Consider the following 21072-nt stretch of genomic DNA (forward strand, 5'->3'; position numbering starts at 1 on the left):
ACAGCGGACCGGCGATCAACCCGGTCGCGGCACGGTGGATGCATGACCGATTCGGGACTGATGCAATCCGAAACGCACCGCCGGGGGATCGTGGGTGCTGATCGTGCCCCGCATTGATGGAAGGGGTCGGGCTGGGAGAGTGCACGTATCTGTTACTTGTAGTTACAGATACTTTGTCTGTTGCGAAGGAAGGGAGAGGGCCCCGGTGGCGAGCCTACTCAACACATTCGGCAGCCGATGCACAACAGCATACCGTGCCGATGTCGACAGGTGCCGCGGGATCGTCGATCAGACACCGACCGCCTCCTCCATCTCTTCTTCGGCCTCGTGTCGAACGGTTGTCGGGTCGGCTTGTGCGACGATCGGAGACCAGCGCTTCTCGTGGCGGCTTGCCGCGACCAGAAGCGCCGCGCCGACGGCCAGCCATAGGAACAGGCTCACCAGGCGTCCGTCGAAGCCGGCGCCGCCGTCGAAGTAGAGCAGGCTGCGTGCGCCCTCGACGAAACCCGCGCCGTTCCAGAAGCTGTGCAGCGCACCGAAGAATCCGCTCTGGAGTTCCGGGCGATAGATGCCGCCGGAGGTCGTGAAGTTGAGCATGACGAACAGGATCATCAGGACCAGTGTGGTCCAGCGCTTCAGGAAGGTGTGCAGTCCGATGCCGACCAGGGCGATGCCCGCGCAGTAGAGCCACGACAACGCCCAGATTGCGGCGTAGTCGTGGTCGACCACATGGAATATCGGTCCGGCGACGGTGATTCCGATAATGCTCACTATCAACGAGGTCGCCACGCCGACGAGCGCCCGCACGCCGATCCGCAACCCGGTACCGGCTGCGCCGATGGCCGCGACGCTGCCGTACGCGCCGACGCTCAATGCCACCAGCAGGAAGAAGATTCCCTGTGCGGTGGGGTCGCCGTCGGCGGGCGGCGCGACGTCGGTAACGGTCAACGGCACGCCCTGTTGCCCGGCGACCTGGTCGAAAACGAGTTCCACGGCCATGGCGGTGGTGTCGGACCCGGCCTTCGCCACGACTAATTCGGGATGCTGCGCATCGGGGATGTACGCGCCCGCCAACGTGCGCTCGCGCAACTGGGTAATGGCGTCCGCCCGGCTGGGTAAGGTCACGACTTCGAGGGCGTCGCCCGCCCTGTCCTTCATCGTCTGCGCGAGCACTTTCTGCTGCGGCGCGGTGCCGACGACGGCAACCTTCAGGTGGTTCGGCGCCGGCTGGTGGAACGCGCCGAGATAGGCCAGCGCCATGCCGAGGCACATCAGCAGCGGGGTGAGCAGGTGCAGGGCGACATGCCGAAGTTGGTGTGAAACCATGGGTCGACTCCAGATGGTTGGTAAATACAACTATTATTGTTGTATCATACAACCATGCGAGAGACCTCCCGCGCGGCGGCGATCCAGACCATTCAGCGCGAGCTCACCGCGTTCGCGCGTCGAGCCCGCGGCAAGGCGGCCGAGCTGCATCCCGAGCTGTCGCTGGTCGCCTTCAGCATCCTCGACGTGATCATCGAGCGGGACGGCTGCCAGGCCGCTGACGTCGCCGATCACTTTCTGCTGGACAAATCCACGGTGAGCAGGCAGGTCGGTGCACTGGAACGGCTCGGGTATCTCACCCGCGAGGTCGACCCCGACAATCGGCGCAGCTATCACCTGCGCCCGACGCCGGAGGGTCGTCGCATCGCGGGCGAGGCCGAACAGCGGCGCCGGGACGCGTTCACCGAGCGCTTCCTCGGGTGGGACGACGACGATCTGCGGCGCCTCGCCGAATATTTGGCCAGGTACAACGCCACGTCCTGACTGCTCGGCGCGAATTGCCCGGCCGCACTTCGACATTGCGCATATCCCGGACACCGAACCAAGCGCTTGCTAGTCTCGGTCGATGATCCCCACGATCGTCTGGGGCACGGGCAATGTCGGCCGATCGGCCATCCGTGCCGTCGAGGCCCATCCCGAGCTGGAACTGACGGGTGTGCTCGTGCACAACCCGGAGAAGGTGGGCCGCGATGCGGGCACACTGGCCGGGCTCGACTACGAGATAGGTGTCGCGGCGTCGGCTGACGTCGATGCGATGCTGGCCGCGCGACCGCGCGCGGTCGTCTACGCGGCGTCGGGAGATATCCGGCCCGATGACGCGCTCGCCGACATCATCGGGGCCCTGCGTGCCGGTGCCGTTGTCGTCACGCCCGCGCTGTATGCGCTCTACGATCCGCACAACGCGCCACCGGAACTTCGCGACCAGGTGCTGGCCGCGATCGCGGAGGGCGGTGGATCGCTCTTCGTTTCCGGGGTGGACCCCGGCTGGGGCAACGACGTGCTGCCGCTGTTGCTCAGCGGCCTCGGCCACAGCGTCGAGGTGATCCGCTGCCAGGAGATCTTCGACTACTCGACCTACAACCAGCCCGATTCGGTCCGATACCTGGTCGGGATGGGTCAGCCGATGGACTACCAGCCGCCGATGACCGCGCCTGGCATCCCGACAATGGTGTGGGGCGGGCAGATTCGATTGATGGCGCGGGCGCTCGGTGTCGAACTCGACGAGATCCGTGAAACGCTGGACCGACGAGCCCTCGAATCCACCGTCACCACAACGACCATGGGCGAATTCGACGCGGGCACGCAGGGCGCGGTGCGGTTCGAGGTGCAGGGCATTGTCGAAGGGGAGCCGCGCATCGTCATCGAGCACGTCACCCGCATCCATCCCTCCTGCGCGCCGGACTGGCCGACACCACCCGACGGGGCGGGCGCACACCGCGTGATCATCGAAGGCCACCCCCGCATCGAGGTCACCATCGAGGCCGGCGACGAGGACGGCAACCGCTCAGCAGGCGGAAACGCCACTGCCGTAGGCAGATTGGTCAACGCCATCGACTGGCTGGCCGACGCCGGACCAGGTCTCTACGACGCACTCGATGTGCCACTGCGTCCCGCGGTCGGCAAGCTCGGAAGGAAACACTCATGAACATCGACATCCCCGAAGGCAAAGATCCCATCGGCTACGTCTGGGGCGAAATGGTTCCCGGCATCGGCCTCGCGGCATCGAACTTCTCCCTGTCGGTCTACTCGCACACCACTCTCGGCCTGCGCGAATTCGAGGCCGCACGGCTGCGCATCGCCCAGATCAACGGGTGCATCTTCTGCCTGGACTGGCGCACCGAACGTGAGGGCACAAAGGTCGAAGAGGGCTTCGCCGACGCGGTGACCAACTGGCGCACCACCGATGCCTTCGACGAGCGCACCCGCCTGTCGGCCGAATACGCCGAACGCTACGCCCTCGACCACCACAACCTGGACCAAGAGTTCTGGGACCGCATGACCGCGCACTACACCCAGACCGAAATCGTGGAACTGAGCATGAGCATCGGCTCATGGCTGGCTTTCGGCCGCCTCAACCACGTCCTCGGCCTCGACGCTGTCTGCGTGCTCCCGGGGCACTGAGCGGTCGCATCGGGTCGAATGCGCCGGCGGACACTCCGCCCTTGCTCGCGTATCGAGTAAGACAGGAACATGAAGCGGCACATCGAGTTCGAGCGATTGCACAATTTCCGTGATCTGGGTGGTTATCGGGCCGGTGACGGACGTGCGGTTGTCTGGGGGCGGTTGTATCGGTCCGATTCGTTGGGGAAGCTGCGCGATGCGGATTGGGATCGCTTCCTGGACTTGGGTATTCGAACGGTCATCGACCTGCGATATCCGTGGGAGGTCGAGGCGGGCGGCGCGGTGCCGGAGCGGGAGCGGTTCGTCTACGCGAACTGCAGCATCGAGCATCGGCCCTATGACCAGGCCGATGTCGACCCGAATGTAGATCCGTGGCGGTTTCTCGCCGACCGGTTCGCGGAGGTCGCCGCCGACGGAGTCGCGGAGATCGGCCAGGTGATCGAGTTGATTGCCGGCACCGACGGGCCGGTGGTCTTTCACTGCGCCTCGGGTAAAGACCGCACCGGGCTGATCGCGGCGCTGGTGCTGACCGCGCTCGACGTGTCCGAGGACCAGATTCTCGCCGACTTCGCGCTGACGGAGCTGGCGACGGCGCGGCTCACCGCGGACTGGCGAGCCGCGTACCCGCATCGGGTGCTCACCTGGCCGAGCTATGGCCGGGCGCCTGCCGAGGTGATGCGCCTTGTGCTCGACGACCTCACCGCTGCCTACGGATCAGCGCGCCGATATCTCATCGAGCAGGTCGGGCTCGGGGAGCCGGTGCTCGAGCAGTTGCGGGCGCGCCTGCTCAGCTGCGGGCGGTCGCCACATTCACAGGAACTGCACGGGTGATTCTGGTGCTGTCCTCAAAAAGGTGCGGTTGACTGAGGCGGTGCTGATCGGCAGCACTGGCAGGGTGCAGTCCGAGGAGGTCAGGCCGTGCACACAGCAGTGACGACCGCCATCATTCCTCGCGAGCCGGTGTTGCTCACCGGTCTCGCGGGGGAGTCGGTGAGCAGACGCGGCCCGCGGTCGATCAACGCCGATGCCGCGGCCACCTATACCGATTCGACAGTGGGACGCACTGCTTTCGTCGTCGCCGATGGTGTCGGTGATCACCTGCTCGCGGCGCGAGCGGCGCGCACCGTCGCCAATATCGCGGCGCGGGTGGGCGCGCGCAGCGGGGCGATTGCGGGAATCCTCGGCGCCCAGCAGAAATTGTTGCACGAGTTTCCGCAGGAGGGCGCCGACAGTGTGCTTGTCGTCGCCGTGCTTGCAACCGGTCAGCCCAACGGTCCCTGCGATATAGCGTGGGTCGGCGACTGTCGCGCGTACCGGTGGAACGGCCGGATGCTGCACCAGATCACGACGGATCACACTGTCGCCGAGCTTTTTCGTGCCAGAGGACTGCGCGCGGCGCCACGGCTGCATCACCTCGTCACCACTTCGGCGCGCACCGTGTGCCCGGCGGCCGTCGGGCACGCCGCCACCGGGTCGAGCAGAGGCAGGCTGTTGCTGAGCACCGATGGTGTGCACAAGCGTCTGGAGATGACCGACATCAAGGCGATACTCGCCGGCGTGCCGACAGCGGGGAGCGCCGCGGAAGCGTTGGTGGACAATGCTTTGCGATCCGGCGGAACCGACAACGCCACGGCATTGGTGGTGGACGCAGGCTGAGGCACTTCGCAGCCGCTATGGCGCAGTGAGTGGTTCGGCGTGGTAGGCCTTGTGCAGTAGATCCACGAACGCCGGTGCCTCGGGCACAGCGGCACTGCCGATGCGGTATACCGCGATGCCCGGGGTCCATGAGTTCATGACCACCGCGCCGGTCAGCGTGGGCAGGTCGGCGGGCGTGATCTCCCGGTCGCGCTGCGGAATGCCCAGGCGATCGAGCTGCCTGCGCACGACGCCCATGGTGGTCCCGCCCAGCATCGCCGCGACGGGCCACACCACCGCCGTGCCGTCCCAGAAAGCCAGATTCCAGATCGAGGCCTCGCTGAGCCTGCCCTTGCGGTCGACGAAGGCCGCGTCGTCGAGGCCATGCCCGACGGCGTTGCGCAGGAAGTACGTCTTGGCGACTTCGCCGACATGTTTCACCGCGGGCAGGACCCGTTCGTATTCGACCGTCGCCAGCGCCAACGGGCCCTGCGGACCAGCAGCCGCCGGGCCGGTGCGGACCAGCACGTCGGGCTCGACATCGATTCCGGTCGTGGTGAATTCGCCCGCGGGGGAGTACATCGTGGCTGTCAGCGAGACGTCGGGCGGGCTCGCCGCCAATGCCGTCCGTAAGTAGGACCGGACCCGATCGTCGGGTAAGGCCTGGCCGAACAATTCCACCGAAGCCACCCGCAGCCGCTCCAGATGCAGGTCGAGGCCCCGGATCCGGCCGTCGCGCACCTGCATTGCCGTGAAGTGGGCGTAGCCCGCGAAGGCGAGTGGCGCCAACTCTTCGACGGTCGCTGCCCGGCCGTTGCGCTGAACAATGAAGGCGGTCATGGATTCTCCCGGAGTAGTCGTGTCGTAGATAGCCGCAGCGCGAGCATTGCCGCGCCCGGTGGAGCGATCCGGCTAGGTCCTCGGCCCGCCGACGGCCGCGACCAGGCCGCCGTCGATGATGAGGTCCTGTCCATTGATGTAGGACGCTGCATCGGAAGCGAGGAAGGCGACCGCGTCGGCGACATCTTCGGCGGTGCCGATGCGACCGGCGGCCACCTCGGCGACCACGGCGGCGGCCACCGCCGCGGAGACGTTGTCGTGGAACATCGGGGTTTCGATGTAGCCGGGGCTGACGGAATTGACCCGGATTCCCTTGGGCCCCAACTCGGCCGCGAGCGTGTGCGCCAGATTATGCACCGCCGCTTTGGTCGCCGAGTAGAGGGACGCATTGGCCAGGCCGCGGTGCAGTGTCCACGAGGCATTGATGACGATCGCCGCGTGCTCGGGCAGCAGCGGAACGGTCCGCTGGATAGTGAAGAACACGCCTTTGACGTTGACGCCGACGGCCCGATCGAATTCGGCCTCGGTGATCTCGCTGTGCGGCTGGAACGCGCCGACGCCCGCATTGGCGAAGACCACATCCAGCCGCCGGTAGCGTTCGCGGATCGTGGTCGTCATGGCGTCGAGATCGGCGAGGTTCGCCACGTCTCCGCGAATGGCGAGGACGCGGTCCCCGCCGTCCAGCTCGTCGACCGCGGTGTCGAGCTTCACCTTGTCGCGCCCGGTGATGACCACCTGTGCGCCTTCGGCGAGCAACCGGCGTGCGGTGGCGAGCCCCATGCCGCTGCTGCCGCCCGTGATGAGTGCGATCTTGTTGCCGAAACGGGAGTTGCTGTGCGTCATGGCAATCAGCCTCCCCAACGCCGCGCAGGACAAACAGTGTGCAGTTATCCAGGGTGTGGCACCACCAGGCTGGGTGCTCAGGCCGGGGCGGCGAGCCGGGCGCGCGTCAGGCGTTCGAGCCGAACCTCGGTTCCGGTGCCCGGCCGCGGGTTGTACAACTCCACGTGCCAGTCGGGGTGATCGGCGACCGCCAAGGGCAGCATGTCGAAGATCAGGTCGCCGACCTCGGGGTGGTGCACCGCCTTCACGGCCTGGGTAGGGCCTGCCACGTCGTGGCGGGCCCACAATTCGGCGAACTCGGGGCTGATCGCGGTGAGCTCGTCGACCACCCTGTCGAACTCCGGGTCGCCGGGCGCGCGCGCTGCTTCGGCGCGAAACGCCGCGACGACATCGGGCGCGACCGACTCCCAGTGCAGGTGCATGGCGCGGTGCCGAGCATTGGTGAAGAAGGTGAAAAGGCAGTTGTGGTCGACGTCGTCGTAGCCGAGCGCCGTATGCGCCGCGTCGTTGATCGCGAGCAGATTCCAATACCGGTCCCGCAGGACCGCGGGCCGTGGCGCCCACGCATCGAGCAGCGCTCGCAGCTCCGGGGTGACCACGGCATCCCGCTGCCCGCCACTCATCGGCGGGTTGAGCCCGGCCAGCACATACAGGTGCGTACGCTCGGGCTCGGTCAGTCGCAATGCGCGGCCGATGGCGTCGAGCACTTCGGCCGAGACTTTGATGTCGCGTCCCTGCTCGAGCCATGTGTACCAGGACACGCCGACTCCGGCCAGCACGGCGACCTCCTCGCGCCGCAGCCCCGGCGTCCGTCGCCTGCCCGCCGCCGCCACACCGACATCACCGGGTGAGAGCCGCGCTCGGCGGGTGCGCAGGAAGTCGCGGAGCTGTTCGCGGCGCCGCTGTGCTACCGCTGGCGATTCGCTGGTCATACGACCAAAGTAGCAATGACCGGTCGTTCGAGAATCCGTGCCGGGACAACCGCGCCGCCGCCGCCGACGCCGGGCAATGCGGTGATCCGAGCGTCGGCGTGTGGTCCCGAGGACGGCAGCGTTGTGTCGCACGGCCCCGGCGATTTCGACGCAAGCGGTACGCAAGAAGACGCAAGGTGGGCGCAATCAGGTCTCGGCACAGTGTGATTCATGGACGAGACATTCGATGTGGTGATTGCCGGAGCCGGGCCCGTCGGCTTGATGCTGGCGTGCGAATTGCGGCTGACCGGAGTCGATGTGCTGGTGGTCGAACGGCTGAACGAACCCGATATGACGCTCAAGGCCGGTGCGATCAATGTACCGACGGCGCGAGCGCTCGCCCGGCGCGGCCTACTGCCCGACTTGGTCGAGCGGCAGGACCAGACGCTGGCGGTGGTACGGAAGTTTCAGGCGCAGCACGGTGGCACCGTGATCGGGACGACGAGTAAGCGGCCGGGCGCCGGTCATTTCGCCGGGGTGTTCCTCGATCTCGAGGATATCGACTACGACGACGAGGAGCTCGCTGATCTCGGTCCGGCCGCCGCGGTGTTTCTGGTGCCGCAACAGGGCATCGAAGCAATCCTCTCCCGGCGTGCCGAAGAACTCGGTGTGGTGATTCGCCGTGGTGTCGAGTTGACCGGTTTCACCGACGACGCTGATGCCGTCGTCGTTCAGCTCGGCGATGCCGAGGTTCGCACGGCGTGGCTGGTGGGTTGCGACGGCGGCCGCAGCCTTGTACGCAAGCTGGCGGGATTCGAATTTCCCGGCCTCGATCCTGAGATCACCGGGCATCAAGCGGTTGTGGAAATGGCGGGCGCGGAAGGACTGGCGCCGGGTTGGAGCACGACGCCCACAGGCATCTACGCGTACGGGCCGACGCCGGGTCGTTTCCTCACCGTGGAGATGGACGGGCCGCCCGCCGATCGCGACGCACCGATCACGGCGGACGAGCTGCAGGCAAGTTTGCGCGCCGTGTCCGGCGTGCCGGTCGAAATCACGGCGGTGCACTCGGCTACCCGATTCACCGACAACACTCGGCAGGTCACCGACTACCGCCAGGGCCGGGTGCTGCTGGCAGGCGACGCCGCGCACGTGCATTCCCCGTTCGGCGGCCAGGGGCTCAACCTCGGCATCGGCGACGCGGTGAACTTGGGATGGAAGCTCGCCGCCGTCGTGCACGGCTGGGCGCCGGTGAATCTGCTGGACACCTACACCGCCGAGCGGCACCCTATCGGCGCCTGGGTGCTGGATTGGACCCGCGCGCAAGTCGCATTGATGCGGTTGGACCAGCGAAGCCGGGCACTGCGCGCCGTCTTCACCGAACTACTGGCCACTACCGACGGGGCAACGACCGTCTTCAAGAACATTTCGGGCGTTCGCCACCGCTACGACCTCGGCGGCGGCCACGAACTCACCGGAGCGTCCGCCCCTGACTTCGAACTGTCCGATGGCAGCCGCGTCGAAGACCATTTCGTGGACGGCACCGCAATCCTGCTCGACCTCGCCGACTCCGCCGAACTCCGAAACCTGGTGGCCCCCTGGTCTTCCCGAGTCCGAGTCGTCACCGCGAAACCCGCCCGATCGCGCTCTCTCGCGGCAATGCTCATCCGCCCCGACGGCTATGTGGTGTGGGCCGCGAACTCGACCGAGATCGACGGGCTGTCGAGCGCAGTGACTCGCTGGTTCGGCGCGCCCGAACAGTAGGCCGGCGTTGCGCTTGCGGCGCCCGGACCCGAGCCAGGGAGCCGCAAGCGAGCCGATCACACGTCGAGTTCTTCCTCGATGCCCCTGAGGCGGTGGCGGGCCATCGCGAGGTTCGCCCGGCCCCGGTCCATGGCGAGGTAGAGGAAAAGGCCCTTGGACTTCCGGCCGGTCATCGGCCGGATGATGTGGTACTGGCCGGACAGGGTGATGAGGATGTCCTCGATACCGTCATTGAGCCCGAGCTGTTCCATGGTGCGCATCTTGGCGCGCACCACTTCGGTATTGCCCGCTGCCGCGACCTGCAGATCCAGAGCCTTGGAACTGCTGACCATGCCGAGCGCCATGCCGCTGTTGTAGTCGACGACGGCGGCGCCGATCGCGCCGTCGATCACCATCATGTCCTTGAGCGCAAGATCCATGTTGGACATGTCTGTTCCTTTCAATCGATGTTAGTTGTCTTTGCCGAGTTCGTTCGACGTCGCCGTCAGCTGGTCGGCGATCGCGCGGGCCACCGGGCGCGACTCCAGATGGAGCCTGCCGACATTCACCTCGGGGCCCGCCAGCACCGTCAGCGAGGTCCAACCCGCCGCGTAGATCACCACATGCCCGTCGGTGCCGCGCACCACGACCTCGTGGAAGCCGCCGCCGTGCGCGGTGGTGGCCAACCGGTGCGACAACGACAGTTGTGCGGCGGCCATCGCGGCCATCGTGTCGGGCTCGATGTGCGGCGGCAGGTCGTGGGCGACGAGCAGGCCGTCACTGGATGCGACCAGCGAGCCGGTCAGCCGCGGGACGCGATCGCGTAGCGCTTGCAGTTCCGCGAGCACCATCGCGTTCGGTTCGGGTTCTGCCATCGCCACCTTGGTCCACCTTCCCATCAGTTCGCCGAACAGTTTCTTGCGCGCGGTCACGCCAGCTCCGCAGGACACGGCTCGGACTCCGGTAGCAACGCCAGAGTTTCCAACATCCCGGTGCGCCTTTCCTGTTCGAGCCGATGTAGGTCGACCGCGAGCTCAACGCGCATGACCGTCCGCTGCCAATTCGGCGAGAATGCCCTGGAGCTGAAATCGCGCCATCCCGAGATTTCCGGTGTCGTCGTCGAATAGCACGTGCACGAAGAGTCGATCGTCGAAGTCGCCGTTCACCAGATTCAACAGGTGATATCCGCGGGTACCGCACACAATGAGCTCGGTGATGGCGTCGTCACTGCCGGTGGCGAGCGCCGGGCAGTCGAGCACCGCTCGGAGAACGTCGGCGGTGGCCGCGGCGTCTTCGTGCTCGTCCACCAGAGCATGCCTGCCGCTTGCGGCGATCGCCAGGCCGCTCGCGTCCACAAGCGTCACGCTGCGCGCACCGGGAATGTTCATAATGCGTTGCACACAGCCGTCGATTCCGATCACGCGCCCCTGGCCTGTCCTGTCCTGTGAGGGTTTCAGGATTCCAGACGCTACACACCGTCACGAGTGATGTACAGCAAATGTCAGGAGAATTCCGATCGGGCGAGCATTTCCCCCGGAAATGGCGTAAGAATACCTCTCGGTATCAATACCTTTCGGTATCCGGCTGGATAAAAGCGATCGAATACCATTCGGTATCAATACCTTTCGGTTTCCGTCACTGCGAGTACTCGAATACCGTTCGGTATTAATAATTTCGACACGTCATCGCGCTGCTGCGGCGGGCAGGCGTCAGTGGCTACGCGTCGATGATCATTGCGAAGTCGGTGGCGTTTTCGCCGGTCGGGTAGCCGCGCTACCGATCTGGGTTCCTGTGTGGCGACGACTACGGTGTCGGCACGGTGTGCGGCGCAGGCAGGAGCGCGTCGGCTATCGCGGCCAACAGGTTGCGTGCGTCGAGGGAGCCGGGGCGCAGCACCACGTGGGTCGCACCGGCCGGGCCCCACCGCGATCGAATTTCGCCGCCGGGTGCGCGCCGGCCCGGTGCGGTCGCCGAGGGTTGCGATCACTGCGACGCAAAACATGGCGGTGTCGGACAAGTTTGACGATCGTCATACCCATGGCGGTGAGCAACGGTGGAAGAGTCTTCGCGTTGGGTGTCGAAGTGGACGGCGAGGGCTACCACCCGGCCGCATGGCGCCGGGCCACGCACGAACCCGATCGATTCCTGACCGGCCGCACGGTGCAGTCGCGTGTGGCCGCGGTCGAGAATGCCGGCTTCACGCTGGCGACCTTCGACGATTCGATCCTGGTGCCGAGCGATCAACCCGCGGGGCGGATCGATGCCGTGACCCGTGCCTCTTTCGTTGCGGCGACGACCAGCACCCTCGGCCTCGTTCCCGCGGTGGCGACCACGTACGCGGAGCCGTTCCACACCTCTTCGCAACTGGCCACCCTCGACTACACCTCGCGCGGTCGCGGCGGCTGGATCGCGACAACGATCGCCGATCCCGCCGCGGCGACGACCTGGGGCCGACCGGCCCGCACCACCGAGGCGGAACTTGCTCAGGAACACCGTGATTCGATCGAGGTCGCGCGCCGACTGTGGGATTCCTGGGAAGACGACGCGGTCATCCATGACTATGCGACAGGCAAGTTCCTCGACCGCGACAAGCTGCACTACGCCGACTTCGTCGGCGAGAGCTTCTCGGTGAAGGGTCCCGCGATTGTGCCACGCCCGCCGCAGGGTCAAGTGGTCGTCTTCGCCGACGGCGCAGCCGAACCCGGGCAAGCGGATGTAGCACTGGTGTCGGGTGTGGATCTAGCCCAGACCCTCACGGCGGCCGATCGGGCTCGTGAGTCCGGTGCGCTGGCTTTGGTGGAACTCGATGTCGCCCTCGACCTTCCGCAGGTGTCGGCGGCGCAGCGGCTCGCCGATCTGGACCGCTATGCCGCCGTGAAACATACTACCCGCCTGCGGTTCTCGGGCACATCGAAGGATCTGGTCGCGCTGCTGACCGAACTCGCCAACCACGCTGACGGTGTGCGCCTGCACCTGGCGGTCATCGATGAGGACCTGCCGGTGCTCGCCCGCTTCGTTTTGCCCGCTCTGTTCCGATCCGGCCTCGCCCACCGTCCCGTGCCCGGTTCGACACTGCGCGCCAACCTCGGACTTGCCCGGCCGGACAATCGATACGCGAAGGATCAGCACTGATGACCGACGTTCCGTTCCCCGACGCGCAGGTGCATTTCGGCGTCTTCTTCCAGGGCGTCAACCACTCCACCATCTGGTCGGACCCCGCCAGCGGGTCCCAGATCGACTTCGAGACCTTCCGGCGCATCATCGCCACCGCTGAACGGGGACTCTTCGACGCCTTCTTCTTGGGCGAGGGTCTGCGCCTGCGCGAGCAGAACGGCAAGATTCTCGACCTGGACATCGCGGGCCGTCCCGACGCGATCGCCCAACTCGCGGCGCTGGCCGGGATCACCAGCCACATCGGACTGGTCGCGACGCAGAACACCACCTACAACGAACCGGCGGACCTCGCGCGCCGCCTTGCCGGACTGGATTTGCTCTCGGGCGGACGCGCCGGCTGGAACGCCGTCACCACCGACAATGCTTGGACGGGCGAGAACTTCCGGCGTGGCGGATACCTCGACCACGCCCAGCGCTACGAGCGCGCGGGCGAATTCATCCGGATCGCCCGCGAGCTGTGGGATGCCTGGCCGGACAACGCCATTGCTACCGCACGCGACAGCGCCACCTGGCTGGAACCGGGCGCGGTGCGCACTGTGATACGCGACAACGAACACTTCCAGGTCTCGATCACCCCGACACTGCCGCGCTCCGCGCAGGGGCATCCGGTCATCTTCCAAGCCGGCGATTCACCCGCCGGTCGCGAGTTCGCCGCTGCGAACGCCGATGTCATCTTTTCCAGGCACGGAACGCATTTCGATGCGGCGCTCGCGTTCGCCGACGATATCCGGGCAAGACTGCGCGCCGTCGGACGCCCCGACGACGACATCAAGATCCTGCCCGGCACTCAGATTGTGTTGGCGGAGCGGGAATCCGAGGTCGAAGAGAAGGCCCGCTGGGTGCTGGAGAGTCAGTTCACCGGCCAGACCGCACTGTCGTTGGTCGGACAGGTGTGGGGGCGCGACCTCTCCGATCTCGATCCGGACGGTCCGCTGCCCGCGGAGGACCCGGTGCCGACGGTGATCTCGGGAGCCCGTGGCGCACAGCGTGATGGCCAGGACCCGGTGTCGATTGCCAGGCAGTGGCGGGCACTGGCCGAAGCGAAGAACCTGTCGCTGCGGCAGGTGGCGATCGAAACCTCGCAGCGATCCGGATTCCAGGGCACGCCCGGCCAGGTTGCCGACGAACTCACTCGCTGGGTCAGGCACGGCGCGACCCACGGCTTCAACATCTCGCCGTACCTAGTGCCGACCGGCCTCGACGAGATCGTCGACTGGTTGGTTCCCGAACTCCAGGAACGCGGTTCCTACCGCACCGGATACACCGGAACGACACTCCGCCATCACCTCGGCCTGCGCCCACCGCTCACCAGGCGCTGAGCGCGCCGGATTCGCCTCGGCTGCGTGGGGTGGTGGGTGGTGTTCGAGAGCTGTTGCACATGCCGATTTGACCTCAAGCTTCGTTGATGTTCGATGCTTCGTGCATGACCCCAACAGTTAGTCCGCTTCAGCTCGCCGTCATCGTCGGAAGTACCCGCTCCGGGCGATTCGGCCCGACCGTCGCCAAGTGGTTCGTCGAACTCGCCGCTCAGCGCCAAGAGCTCAGTATCGACCTCATCGACCTCGCAGACGCGCAGCTGCCGCCGCACATGTCCGAAGACATGGATGAGCGGGGCGCGCAGGCCTTGGTGGAAACGGGTGCCCGCCTCGCGAAAGCGGACGCGTTCGTTGTGGTGACACCGGAGTACAACCACAGCTATCCCGCGCCACTGAAGAGCGCGATCGACTGGCATTTCACCCAGTGGCAGGCGAAACCGATCGGATTTGTGTCCTACGGTGGCATTTCGGGCGGATTGCGTGCTGTCGAACACCTGAAGCAGGTCTTCACAGAGTTGCACGCGGTCACCGTGCGTGACGCCGTCAGCTTCCACGGCGCCGCACAGCAATTCGATTCCGTCGGCCAGCCGGTCGACCCCGCGCCGAGCAAGGCCGCCGCTACCAAGCTGCTCGACCAACTCGTCTGGTTCGGAGAAGCGCTTCAATCGGCCAGGTCCGAGCGCCCATATATCGCTTGACCTGCGACGTTCGGTTCAGTAGTCCTCGAGGGTGATGGCGTTGGCAGCGTGGTTGAGCGGCTTCATGATCGGGCGCAGTGCGAGGTCCTTCCACGGCAGGTAGCGCAGCATGCGCATCATGATGGTCTGCATCCGAATGGCGCTTTTGCTGCCCGCCACCATCTGGCCGGCGTTGTTCCAACCGAGGGTCAGGTTCAGCTCGACATAGTCGCGCATCCTTTCCTGGTACCTCGGGAAAGCGACGTGGTGGTCGCCTCCGGCCGACTTCAGTTCCCCCGCAAGGACATATGCACCGACAATGGCAAGGCTGGTGCCCTGGCCGGACAATGGCGACGGGCTGTAGGCGGCGTCGCCGACCAAGGCAATGCGCCCCAGCGACCACCGGTCGAGGCGGACTTGACTGACCGAGTCGAAATAGAAGTCGGGGGAGTGGGGCATCGCCTGAAGCAGTGTCGCGGTCTCCCACCCACCGTCGGCGAACGTATCGGTGACCAGGCGCTGCTGCCCGGCGACATCCCGGCGGTCGGGCAGGGTTTTCGGTGTCGGAAAGACGAATTGGGCCTTGGCGGCGGACTGCTGGGTGCTGTAGACCTGCACCACTCTGCCCGGTGTGGGATAGATGAGTTCCCAACGGTCCAGATCGAGGTGATTGGGTACGCTGAATACGCATGCGTGCATCCCGGTGTGGCGGACGAACTCGGTTTCGGGCCCGAGCACCTGGCGCCGCACGGTCGAATGCAATCCGTCGGCGCCGACAACCAAATCGAACACCCGCGCCGGGGCATGTTCGAAGCTCACGTGCACCCCGTGCGGCACCTGGGCGATATCGGTGATCGAGTCCCCGAACAGATACTCGACCCCACTCTTACTCGCGTCGAACATGATTCGAGCGAGATCACCGCGCAGTACTTCCTCGTCGCCTGGGGCGCGCATGCCGATCAGATCGGGGCCGAGCGTCGCGAGCGCCTTACCCGCCCTGTTCACCCATGCGCCGCCGCGCATCTGGGTGCTCGCTTTCCGGATCTCGGGCAGCAGACCCATCCGCTCGATGACATTCATCGCGACACCACGCAGGTCGACCTTGTAGCCGCCGTCCCGAAGAGCAGGAGCTTGCTCGACGACGGTGACGGTGAACCCGTATCGGTGCAGCCAGTAGGCGAGGGCCGGGCCCGCTACGCTGGCGCCGGAGATCAAGACTGTCTTATTGGCGAGACGCTGTGTCGTTGTCATATGGCAAGCGTCGGCGTCGGCGCTCACCGAACGCTCACCGTCTGCCCACCATCACTCACCGGCTAGTTGCAGCACCTGATGAAGTGCGAGAACGCTGCCGGGCATCGAGGTAGTGTCTCGGCCCGAGCAGACGCTCGGCTTCGGTGAGAACCCGCGCGACATCGCGGTCGTCCGACGGTGGCGCACCGCGCAGGGCAGCTCCGGCGCCGAGCAGCACGGCCGCGCGCTCAGCGTCGCCTGCCAGCAGGCAAGTATCGGCCAAGCCCTCCACCGCGCCCGAGGTGACGGGTAGGTTGCCGCTGGCCATGGCCGCGGCGAGACCGGCCCGGTGCGCCGACTGGGCCTGCGGTGCATTGCCGTGCCCCGCGGCAACCCAGCCGGACCCGATGAGGATCCGCGCCCGCGTCTCCTGCGCGCTGATCGAGACGACGAAGCTAGTGAGCTGAGCAGGCATGCGGCATGCAATCGGGGTGGCTGCGGACTCGGCCCGCAGGATAGCCAGGTGTGCCGCCGTGAGCTCCGCAGCGGGTCGGCGCCCAGCTCATCGTCGAGCAGCTGCCTGGTCTGCGCGAACAAGGCAAGCGCCGCCGCCTGCCGCCCGCTCGCAGACAGTGCCCGCATCAACAGCGCGACGGCTCGTTCACGCAGCGGGTCCGAGCCCGACAACTCCGGTAAGTCTGCCGTGACGGCCCAGCGCAAGCAGTGCCGCGGCGCGATCCTCCAGCGGGGCGGTCGGTGCGTCGGCAAGGCGTATTGCATGCGGCACGGCGAATGGGGCATCCAAGACGTCGGCGAGGGCACCGCCGCGCCACAAGCTCTGCGCCTCGGTCAACAGCGTCGCCGCGGCCGCCGGATCCCCGGCGGCAAGTGCCCGACGTCCGTCCTCGGCCAAACAACCGAAGCGCTGCGCGTCGACCCTCTCCGGATCGACGGCGAGCCGCCGACATCATCGACACCATACGGATCTGAGTCCCGTGTCGGGACAAGGAACGCCTTCGAGCGGGTGGTGGGCAGGAGTAACGTTGTCGGTCCACTCTCTCTTACCGAGCCGAGGCTGTCGTGCACGAAATGGCGATTACGCAGAGTGTCATCGACGCCGTGTGTGGGCACGCGGCGGGACGGAAGGTGCACAGTGTCACCGTTGCGGTCGGTGCACTCTGCGCGGTGGTTCCGGAGGCGATGCAGTTCTGCTTCGAGCTCGCCGCCGAAGGCACAGTCGCGGAAGGGGCGCGGCTCGAGATCGAGCAGGTACCGGGCCGGGCGGTCTGCCGGTCCTGTGGCGCGGACTTCACGCTGACCGACCTGATTGTGCTGTGTCACTGTGGAAGCGCCGACGTCGATGTGATTTCCGGGCGGGAACTGCGAATCCGGTCGATGGAAGTGAGCGAAGAATGTGCGCAACCTGCGGATGTGGTAACGACGCAACAGCCATGATCAGCGTCCCGCGCGATCACGATCACGATCACGGCGACGGTCACGATCACGATCACGATCACGATCACGATCACGGCGACGGTCATCGCCATGATCACGGCGACGGTCATGGTCACCACCATGATCACGGCGCTGATCATGTGCACCTGCCGGTGACCGAGACGATCACCCTCGAGCAGAAGATCCTGGCGAAGAACGACCTGCTGGCTCGTCATAATCGTGAGTGGCTCGAACAGCGAAATATCGTGGCGTTCAACATGACCAGTTCGCCGGGCGCGGGCAAGACAACGCTGCTGGAGCGCACCATCAGGGAACTGGGCGATGTGCCGATCGCGGTCATCGAGGGCGACCAGGAGACCCTGTTGGATGCCGAGCGGATCAAGGCGACCGGCTGCGCGGTGGTGCAGATCAATACCGGCGCCGGTTGCCATCTGGACGCCGATATGCTGCGGCGCGCATTCGATGCCTTGGCGCCCGCGCCGGGCACCCTGTTGTTCATCGAGAATGTCGGCAACCTGGTCTGCCCTGCGTTGTTCGATCTGGGTGAGCGCAGCAAGGTCGTGGTCATCTCGGTGACCGAGGGGACCGACAAGCCACTCAAGTACCCACACATGTTCGCGGCGGCGGGGCTTGTCATTGTCAACAAGACCGATCTGCTGCCCTATGTGGACTTCGACATCGACAAATGTCGCGAATATGTCCGTTCGATCAACCCGGGCGTCGAGATGCTGCCGATGTCGGTGACTACTGGTGATGGCATGGCGCGCTGGTATGAATGGCTTGCGAAGGAACGCGGTGCCGCAGCGTCGGCCAGTCTTGATCATGTAGTCGAGCGAGCCTAAACTCTTGTGATCAGGGTCACATAGAGGTGACGTTCTTCAAAATGGGCGAGACCGTCACCAAGTGTCCGGACTTCGGAAGGTGGCGCTCGTGCCAACTCAGGAAGCAGTCCGAGCCGAAGAAACGTTGATCCATGTCTTGTGGATCAACGCCGGCCTAGGTTGTGACGGTGACTCGGTGGCGCTGACTGCAGCCACTCAACCGAGTATCGAAGAAATTGCACTGGGGGCGCTCCCCGGCTTGCCGAAGATCGCGGTTCATTGGCCGCTCATCGATTTCGAATGCGGCCCGACGGGCGGTGCCGACGACTTCCTCGAATGGTTCTTCAAAGCCGATCGCGGTGAATTGGAACCGTTCGTGCTGGTCGTGGAAGGCTCGATTCCGAACGAGCAGCTGCACGAAGAAGGCTATTGGTGCGGGTTCGGCAACAACCCCGCCACCGGTCAGCCGATGACGACCAGTGAATGGATCGATCGCCTCGCACCCAAAGCGACCGCTGTTGTCGCGGTCGGCACCTGTGCCACCTACGGCGGCATCCATGCGATGGCAGGCAACCCGACAGGCGCCATGGGCGTGCCGGACTATCTCGGCTGGGACTGGAAGAGCAAGGCGGATATCCCGATCGTCTGCGTTCCCGGTTGCCCGATCCAGCCCGACAACCTGTCGGAGACACTGACGTACCTGCTCTACATGGCGACCGGCCAGGCGCCGATGATCCCGCTCGATGAGGCGTTGCGGCCGAAGTGGCTGTTCGGGGCTACCGTGCACGAAGGCTGTGACCGGGCAGGCTACTACGAGCAGGGTGACTTCGCCACGGAGTACGGTTCGCCGAAATGCATTGTGAAACTGGGATGTTGGGGACCGGTAGTCAAATGTAATGTGCCCAAACGCGGTTGGATCAACGGCGTGGGCGGCTGCCCGAATGTGGGTGGCATCTGCATCGGCTGCACTATGCCCGGCTTCCCCGACAAGTTCATGCCGTTCATGGACGAGCCACCGGGCGGCAAGATCTCCTCCACCGCATCGGGCCTCTACGGGTCGGTGATTCGCAGCCTGCGTCATATCACCGGCAACACACTCGACAAAGAACCCCGTTGGCGGCACAAGGGTTTGAAGCTGGAATCCGGCGCGTCGCGCACCTGGTAGGAGAAACTTCGATGACACAGATCATCCCGGAGCCGTCACACCGAAAGATCGATCCCGACAATCTCGTCGAAATGGCGTGGGATCCGATCACTCGAATCGTCGGCAGCCTAGGCATTTACACCAAAATAGATTTCGAGAATCGTGAGGTGGTCGAGTGCCACAGCACCTCGTCCATCTTCCGCGGATACTCGATCTTCATGCGCGGCAAGGATCCGCGTGACGCGCACTTCATCACCAGCCGCATCTGCGGAATCTGCGGTGACAATCACGCGACCTGCTCTTGCTATTGCCAGAACATGGCGTATGGAGTGAAGCCGCCGAACCTGGGAGAATGGATCGTCAATCTGGGCGAGGCCGCCGAGTACATGTTCGATCACAACATCTTTCAGGAGAACCTCGTCGGCGTGGACTTCTGTGAGAAGATGGTCGCCGAAACCAATCCCGGCGTGCTGGCGATGGCGGAGAAAACACTGTCACCGCATTCCGGCGAACACGGTTATCGGACCATCGCCGACATCATGCGTGCCCTCAACCCGTTCACCGGCGATTTCTATCGCGAGGCACTTCAGGTCAGCCGCTACACCCGCGAGATGTTCTGCCTGATGGAGGGCAGGCATGTGCATCCGTCGACGCTGTATCCCGGCGGTGTCGGCACGGTCGCGACGATTCAGCTGATGACCGACTACATGTCTCGGCTGATGCGCTACGTCGAGTTCATGAAGAAGGTCGTGCCGATGCACGACGATCTGTTCGACTTCTTCTACGAGGCGCTACCCGGCTACGACCAGGTGGGCCTGCGCCGCACGCTGCTCGGATGCTGGGGTTCGTTCCAGGATCCCGAGGTGTGCAACTTCGACTACAAAGACATGGAGGCGTGGGGCCGCAAGATGTTCGTCAGCCCGGGCATCGTGGTAGACGGCAAGCTGATCACCACCTCCTTGATCGACATCAACCTCGGCATCCGAATTCTCTTGGGCAGTTCGTATTACGAGGACTGGACCGATCAGGAGATGTTCGTGACAACCGACCCGCTCGGTAATCCGATCGATCGTCGCCACCCGTGGAACCAGCACACCAATCCCAAGCCGCAGAAGCGCGACATGGACGACAAGTACAGCTGGGTGATGTCACCTCGTTGGTTCGACGGCACCGACCATCTCGCACTCGACACCGGCGGCGGGCCGCTGGCCCGGCTGTGGGTGACGGCGCTGGCCGGCCTTGTCGACAACGGCTACGTGAAGTCGACGGGGCAGAGTGTCCAGATCAACCTGCCGAAGACCGCGCTCAAAGGCCCGGTGACCTTCGAATGGAAGATTCCGGCATACGGCAGCAACACCATCGAACGCAACCGCGCCCGCACGTACTTCCAGGCCTACGCGGCGGCGAGCGCCCTGCACTTCGCCGAGAAGGCTTTGGCGGAGATTCGCGCGGGCCGCACCAAAACCTGGGAGAAGTTCGAGGTGCCCGACGAGGGTATCGGCTGTGGCTTCACCGAGGCCGTGCGCGGCGTGCTGTCGCACCACATGGTCATCCGGGACGGCAAGATCGCGAACTACCACCCGTACCCGCCGACGCCGTGGAATGCCAACCCCCGCGACAGCTTCGGCACGCCCGGCCCCTATGAGGACGCGGTGCAGGGTCAACCGATCTTCGAGGAGAACGATCGGGAGCATTTCAAGGGCATCGACATCATGCGTACTGTGCGCAGTTTCGATCCGTGCCTGCCGTGCGGCGTGCACATGTATCTAGGCAATGGAAAGACAGTGGAGAAGCTGCACTCCCCGACACAAACGCTCACCGCTGAGTGAGCCGAAC

22 protein-coding genes and 1 pseudogene are annotated in these 21072 nt (G+C 65.3%); 13 read left to right on the top strand and 10 right to left on the bottom strand.

From position 1 onward, the window contains the following. Window positions 1-288: 288 nt before the first annotated feature. On the bottom strand, window positions 289-1326 hold the full coding sequence (locus ACFU4Z_RS19290) for a hypothetical protein (RefSeq protein WP_379064751.1): 1038 nt from the start codon (window positions 1324-1326) through the stop codon (window positions 289-291). A gap of 54 nt (window positions 1327-1380) precedes the next feature. Between ACFU4Z_RS19290 and ACFU4Z_RS19295 the strand changes: the two genes are divergently transcribed. The 5 genes from ACFU4Z_RS19295 (at window position 1381) to ACFU4Z_RS19315 (ending at window position 5103) form a co-directional block, all read left to right on the top strand. Then, complete coding sequence (locus ACFU4Z_RS19295) at window positions 1381-1809, top strand: MarR family winged helix-turn-helix transcriptional regulator (protein WP_379064753.1); 429 nt, start codon at window positions 1381-1383, stop codon at window positions 1807-1809. Window positions 1810-1891: 82 nt separating this feature from the next. Continuing rightward, window positions 1892-2971, top strand: a complete 1080-nt coding sequence (locus ACFU4Z_RS19300; protein WP_379064755.1) for a dihydrodipicolinate reductase — start codon at window positions 1892-1894, stop codon at window positions 2969-2971. Further along, window positions 2968-3447 carry a carboxymuconolactone decarboxylase family protein gene (locus ACFU4Z_RS19305; protein ID WP_379064757.1) on the top strand — a complete coding sequence of 160 codons (480 nt, stop codon included), beginning with the start codon at window positions 2968-2970 and terminating at the stop codon, window positions 3445-3447. Before ACFU4Z_RS19300 ends, ACFU4Z_RS19305 begins: the two co-directional genes overlap by 4 nt. Window positions 3448-3516: 69 nt before the next feature. Next, window positions 3517-4278, top strand: a complete 762-nt coding sequence (locus ACFU4Z_RS19310; RefSeq protein ID WP_379064759.1) for a tyrosine-protein phosphatase — start codon at window positions 3517-3519, stop codon at window positions 4276-4278. 87 nt (window positions 4279-4365) lie between these two features. Continuing rightward, the gene (locus ACFU4Z_RS19315) at window positions 4366-5103 is read left to right on the top strand and encodes a PP2C family protein-serine/threonine phosphatase (RefSeq protein ID WP_379064761.1); all 738 of its coding nucleotides are present in this window, start codon (window positions 4366-4368) and stop codon (window positions 5101-5103) included. A 15-nt stretch (window positions 5104-5118) separates the two neighbouring features. Here ACFU4Z_RS19315 and ACFU4Z_RS19320 read toward each other — a convergent pair whose 3' ends face one another. The 3 genes from ACFU4Z_RS19320 to ACFU4Z_RS19330 form a co-directional block, all read right to left on the bottom strand. Next, window positions 5119-5922 carry an aminotransferase class IV family protein gene (locus ACFU4Z_RS19320; RefSeq protein ID WP_379064763.1) on the bottom strand — a complete coding sequence of 268 codons (804 nt, stop codon included), beginning with the start codon at window positions 5920-5922 and terminating at the stop codon, window positions 5119-5121. A 72-nt stretch (window positions 5923-5994) separates the two neighbouring features. Further along, window positions 5995-6765, bottom strand: coding sequence for an SDR family NAD(P)-dependent oxidoreductase (locus ACFU4Z_RS19325; protein WP_379064765.1), 771 nt, complete (start codon window positions 6763-6765; stop codon window positions 5995-5997). A 77-nt stretch (window positions 6766-6842) separates the two neighbouring features. Continuing rightward, on the bottom strand, window positions 6843-7697 hold the full coding sequence (locus ACFU4Z_RS19330) for a helix-turn-helix transcriptional regulator (RefSeq protein ID WP_379064767.1): 855 nt from the start codon (window positions 7695-7697) through the stop codon (window positions 6843-6845). Between the two features lie 210 nt (window positions 7698-7907). On the opposite strand from ACFU4Z_RS19330, the gene ACFU4Z_RS19335 reads away from it, so the two are divergent. Continuing rightward, window positions 7908-9440, top strand: a complete 1533-nt coding sequence (locus ACFU4Z_RS19335; RefSeq protein ID WP_379064769.1) for an FAD-dependent monooxygenase — start codon at window positions 7908-7910, stop codon at window positions 9438-9440. 56 nt (window positions 9441-9496) lie between these two features. Here ACFU4Z_RS19335 and ACFU4Z_RS19340 read toward each other — a convergent pair whose 3' ends face one another. The 3 genes from ACFU4Z_RS19340 to ACFU4Z_RS19350 all read right to left on the bottom strand — a co-directional run bounded on the left by ACFU4Z_RS19340 (window position 9497) and on the right by ACFU4Z_RS19350 (window position 10840). Continuing rightward, a complete protein-coding gene (locus ACFU4Z_RS19340) occupies window positions 9497-9868 on the bottom strand; it encodes a hypothetical protein (RefSeq protein WP_379064771.1) in 372 nt (123 codons plus the stop codon). 21 nt (window positions 9869-9889) lie between these two features. Beyond that, the gene (locus ACFU4Z_RS19345) at window positions 9890-10351 is read right to left on the bottom strand and encodes a roadblock/LC7 domain-containing protein (protein ID WP_379064773.1); all 462 of its coding nucleotides are present in this window, start codon (window positions 10349-10351) and stop codon (window positions 9890-9892) included. Between the two features lie 102 nt (window positions 10352-10453). After that, window positions 10454-10840, bottom strand: coding sequence for a hypothetical protein (locus ACFU4Z_RS19350; protein ID WP_379064775.1), 387 nt, complete (start codon window positions 10838-10840; stop codon window positions 10454-10456). A gap of 616 nt (window positions 10841-11456) precedes the next feature. Here ACFU4Z_RS19350 and ACFU4Z_RS19355 point away from each other — a divergent pair. The 3 genes from ACFU4Z_RS19355 (at window position 11457) to ACFU4Z_RS19365 (ending at window position 14607) form a co-directional block, all read left to right on the top strand. Next, window positions 11457-12551 carry an LLM class flavin-dependent oxidoreductase gene (locus ACFU4Z_RS19355; RefSeq protein WP_379064777.1) on the top strand — a complete coding sequence of 365 codons (1095 nt, stop codon included), beginning with the start codon at window positions 11457-11459 and terminating at the stop codon, window positions 12549-12551. Beyond that, entirely contained in the window at window positions 12551-13912 is a 1362-nt protein-coding gene (locus ACFU4Z_RS19360; protein WP_379064779.1) for an NtaA/DmoA family FMN-dependent monooxygenase, read from the top strand. Before ACFU4Z_RS19355 ends, ACFU4Z_RS19360 begins: the two co-directional genes overlap by 1 nt. Before the next feature lie 104 nt (window positions 13913-14016). Beyond that, window positions 14017-14607: an NADPH-dependent FMN reductase gene (locus ACFU4Z_RS19365; protein ID WP_379064781.1), complete on the top strand. Its 591-nt coding sequence runs from the start codon at window positions 14017-14019 to the stop codon at window positions 14605-14607. Between the two features lie 15 nt (window positions 14608-14622). On the opposite strand, the gene ACFU4Z_RS19370 is transcribed toward ACFU4Z_RS19365, so the two are convergent. From ACFU4Z_RS19370 to ACFU4Z_RS19380, 3 genes and pseudogenes are all read right to left on the bottom strand, one after another. Then, window positions 14623-15837: an FAD-dependent monooxygenase gene (locus tag ACFU4Z_RS19370; RefSeq protein ID WP_379064783.1), complete on the bottom strand. Its 1215-nt coding sequence runs from the start codon at window positions 15835-15837 to the stop codon at window positions 14623-14625. Between the two features lie 55 nt (window positions 15838-15892). After that, window positions 15893-16291 (bottom strand): hypothetical protein, encoded by a 399-nt coding sequence (locus ACFU4Z_RS19375; RefSeq protein WP_379064854.1) that lies wholly within the window; start codon window positions 16289-16291, stop codon window positions 15893-15895. Between the two features lie 122 nt (window positions 16292-16413). Further along, window positions 16414-16729 (bottom strand): annotated as a pseudogene (locus ACFU4Z_RS19380) (BTAD domain-containing putative transcriptional regulator); the annotation flags it as partial. A gap of 167 nt (window positions 16730-16896) precedes the next feature. Here ACFU4Z_RS19380 and hypA point away from each other — a divergent pair. The 4 genes from hypA to ACFU4Z_RS19400 all read left to right on the top strand — a co-directional run bounded on the left by hypA (window position 16897) and on the right by ACFU4Z_RS19400 (window position 21065). After that, entirely contained in the window at window positions 16897-17271 is a 375-nt protein-coding gene (gene hypA / locus ACFU4Z_RS19385) for a hydrogenase maturation nickel metallochaperone HypA (protein ID WP_379064785.1), read from the top strand. Beyond that, window positions 17229-18113 (top strand): hydrogenase nickel incorporation protein HypB, encoded by an 885-nt coding sequence (gene hypB / locus ACFU4Z_RS19390; RefSeq protein ID WP_379064787.1) that lies wholly within the window; start codon window positions 17229-17231, stop codon window positions 18111-18113. The genes hypA and hypB overlap by 43 nt, the downstream gene beginning before the upstream one ends. 88 nt (window positions 18114-18201) lie before the next feature. Then, on the top strand, window positions 18202-19257 hold the full coding sequence (locus ACFU4Z_RS19395) for a hydrogenase expression protein HypE (protein WP_379064789.1): 1056 nt from the start codon (window positions 18202-18204) through the stop codon (window positions 19255-19257). An 11-nt stretch (window positions 19258-19268) separates the two neighbouring features. Beyond that, window positions 19269-21065 carry a nickel-dependent hydrogenase large subunit gene (locus tag ACFU4Z_RS19400; protein ID WP_379064791.1) on the top strand — a complete coding sequence of 599 codons (1797 nt, stop codon included), beginning with the start codon at window positions 19269-19271 and terminating at the stop codon, window positions 21063-21065. Window positions 21066-21072 lie beyond the last annotated feature (7 nt).

This window comes from Nocardia sp. NPDC057440, from assembly GCF_042802915.1.
Lineage (GTDB): Bacteria > Actinomycetota > Actinomycetes > Mycobacteriales > Mycobacteriaceae > Nocardia.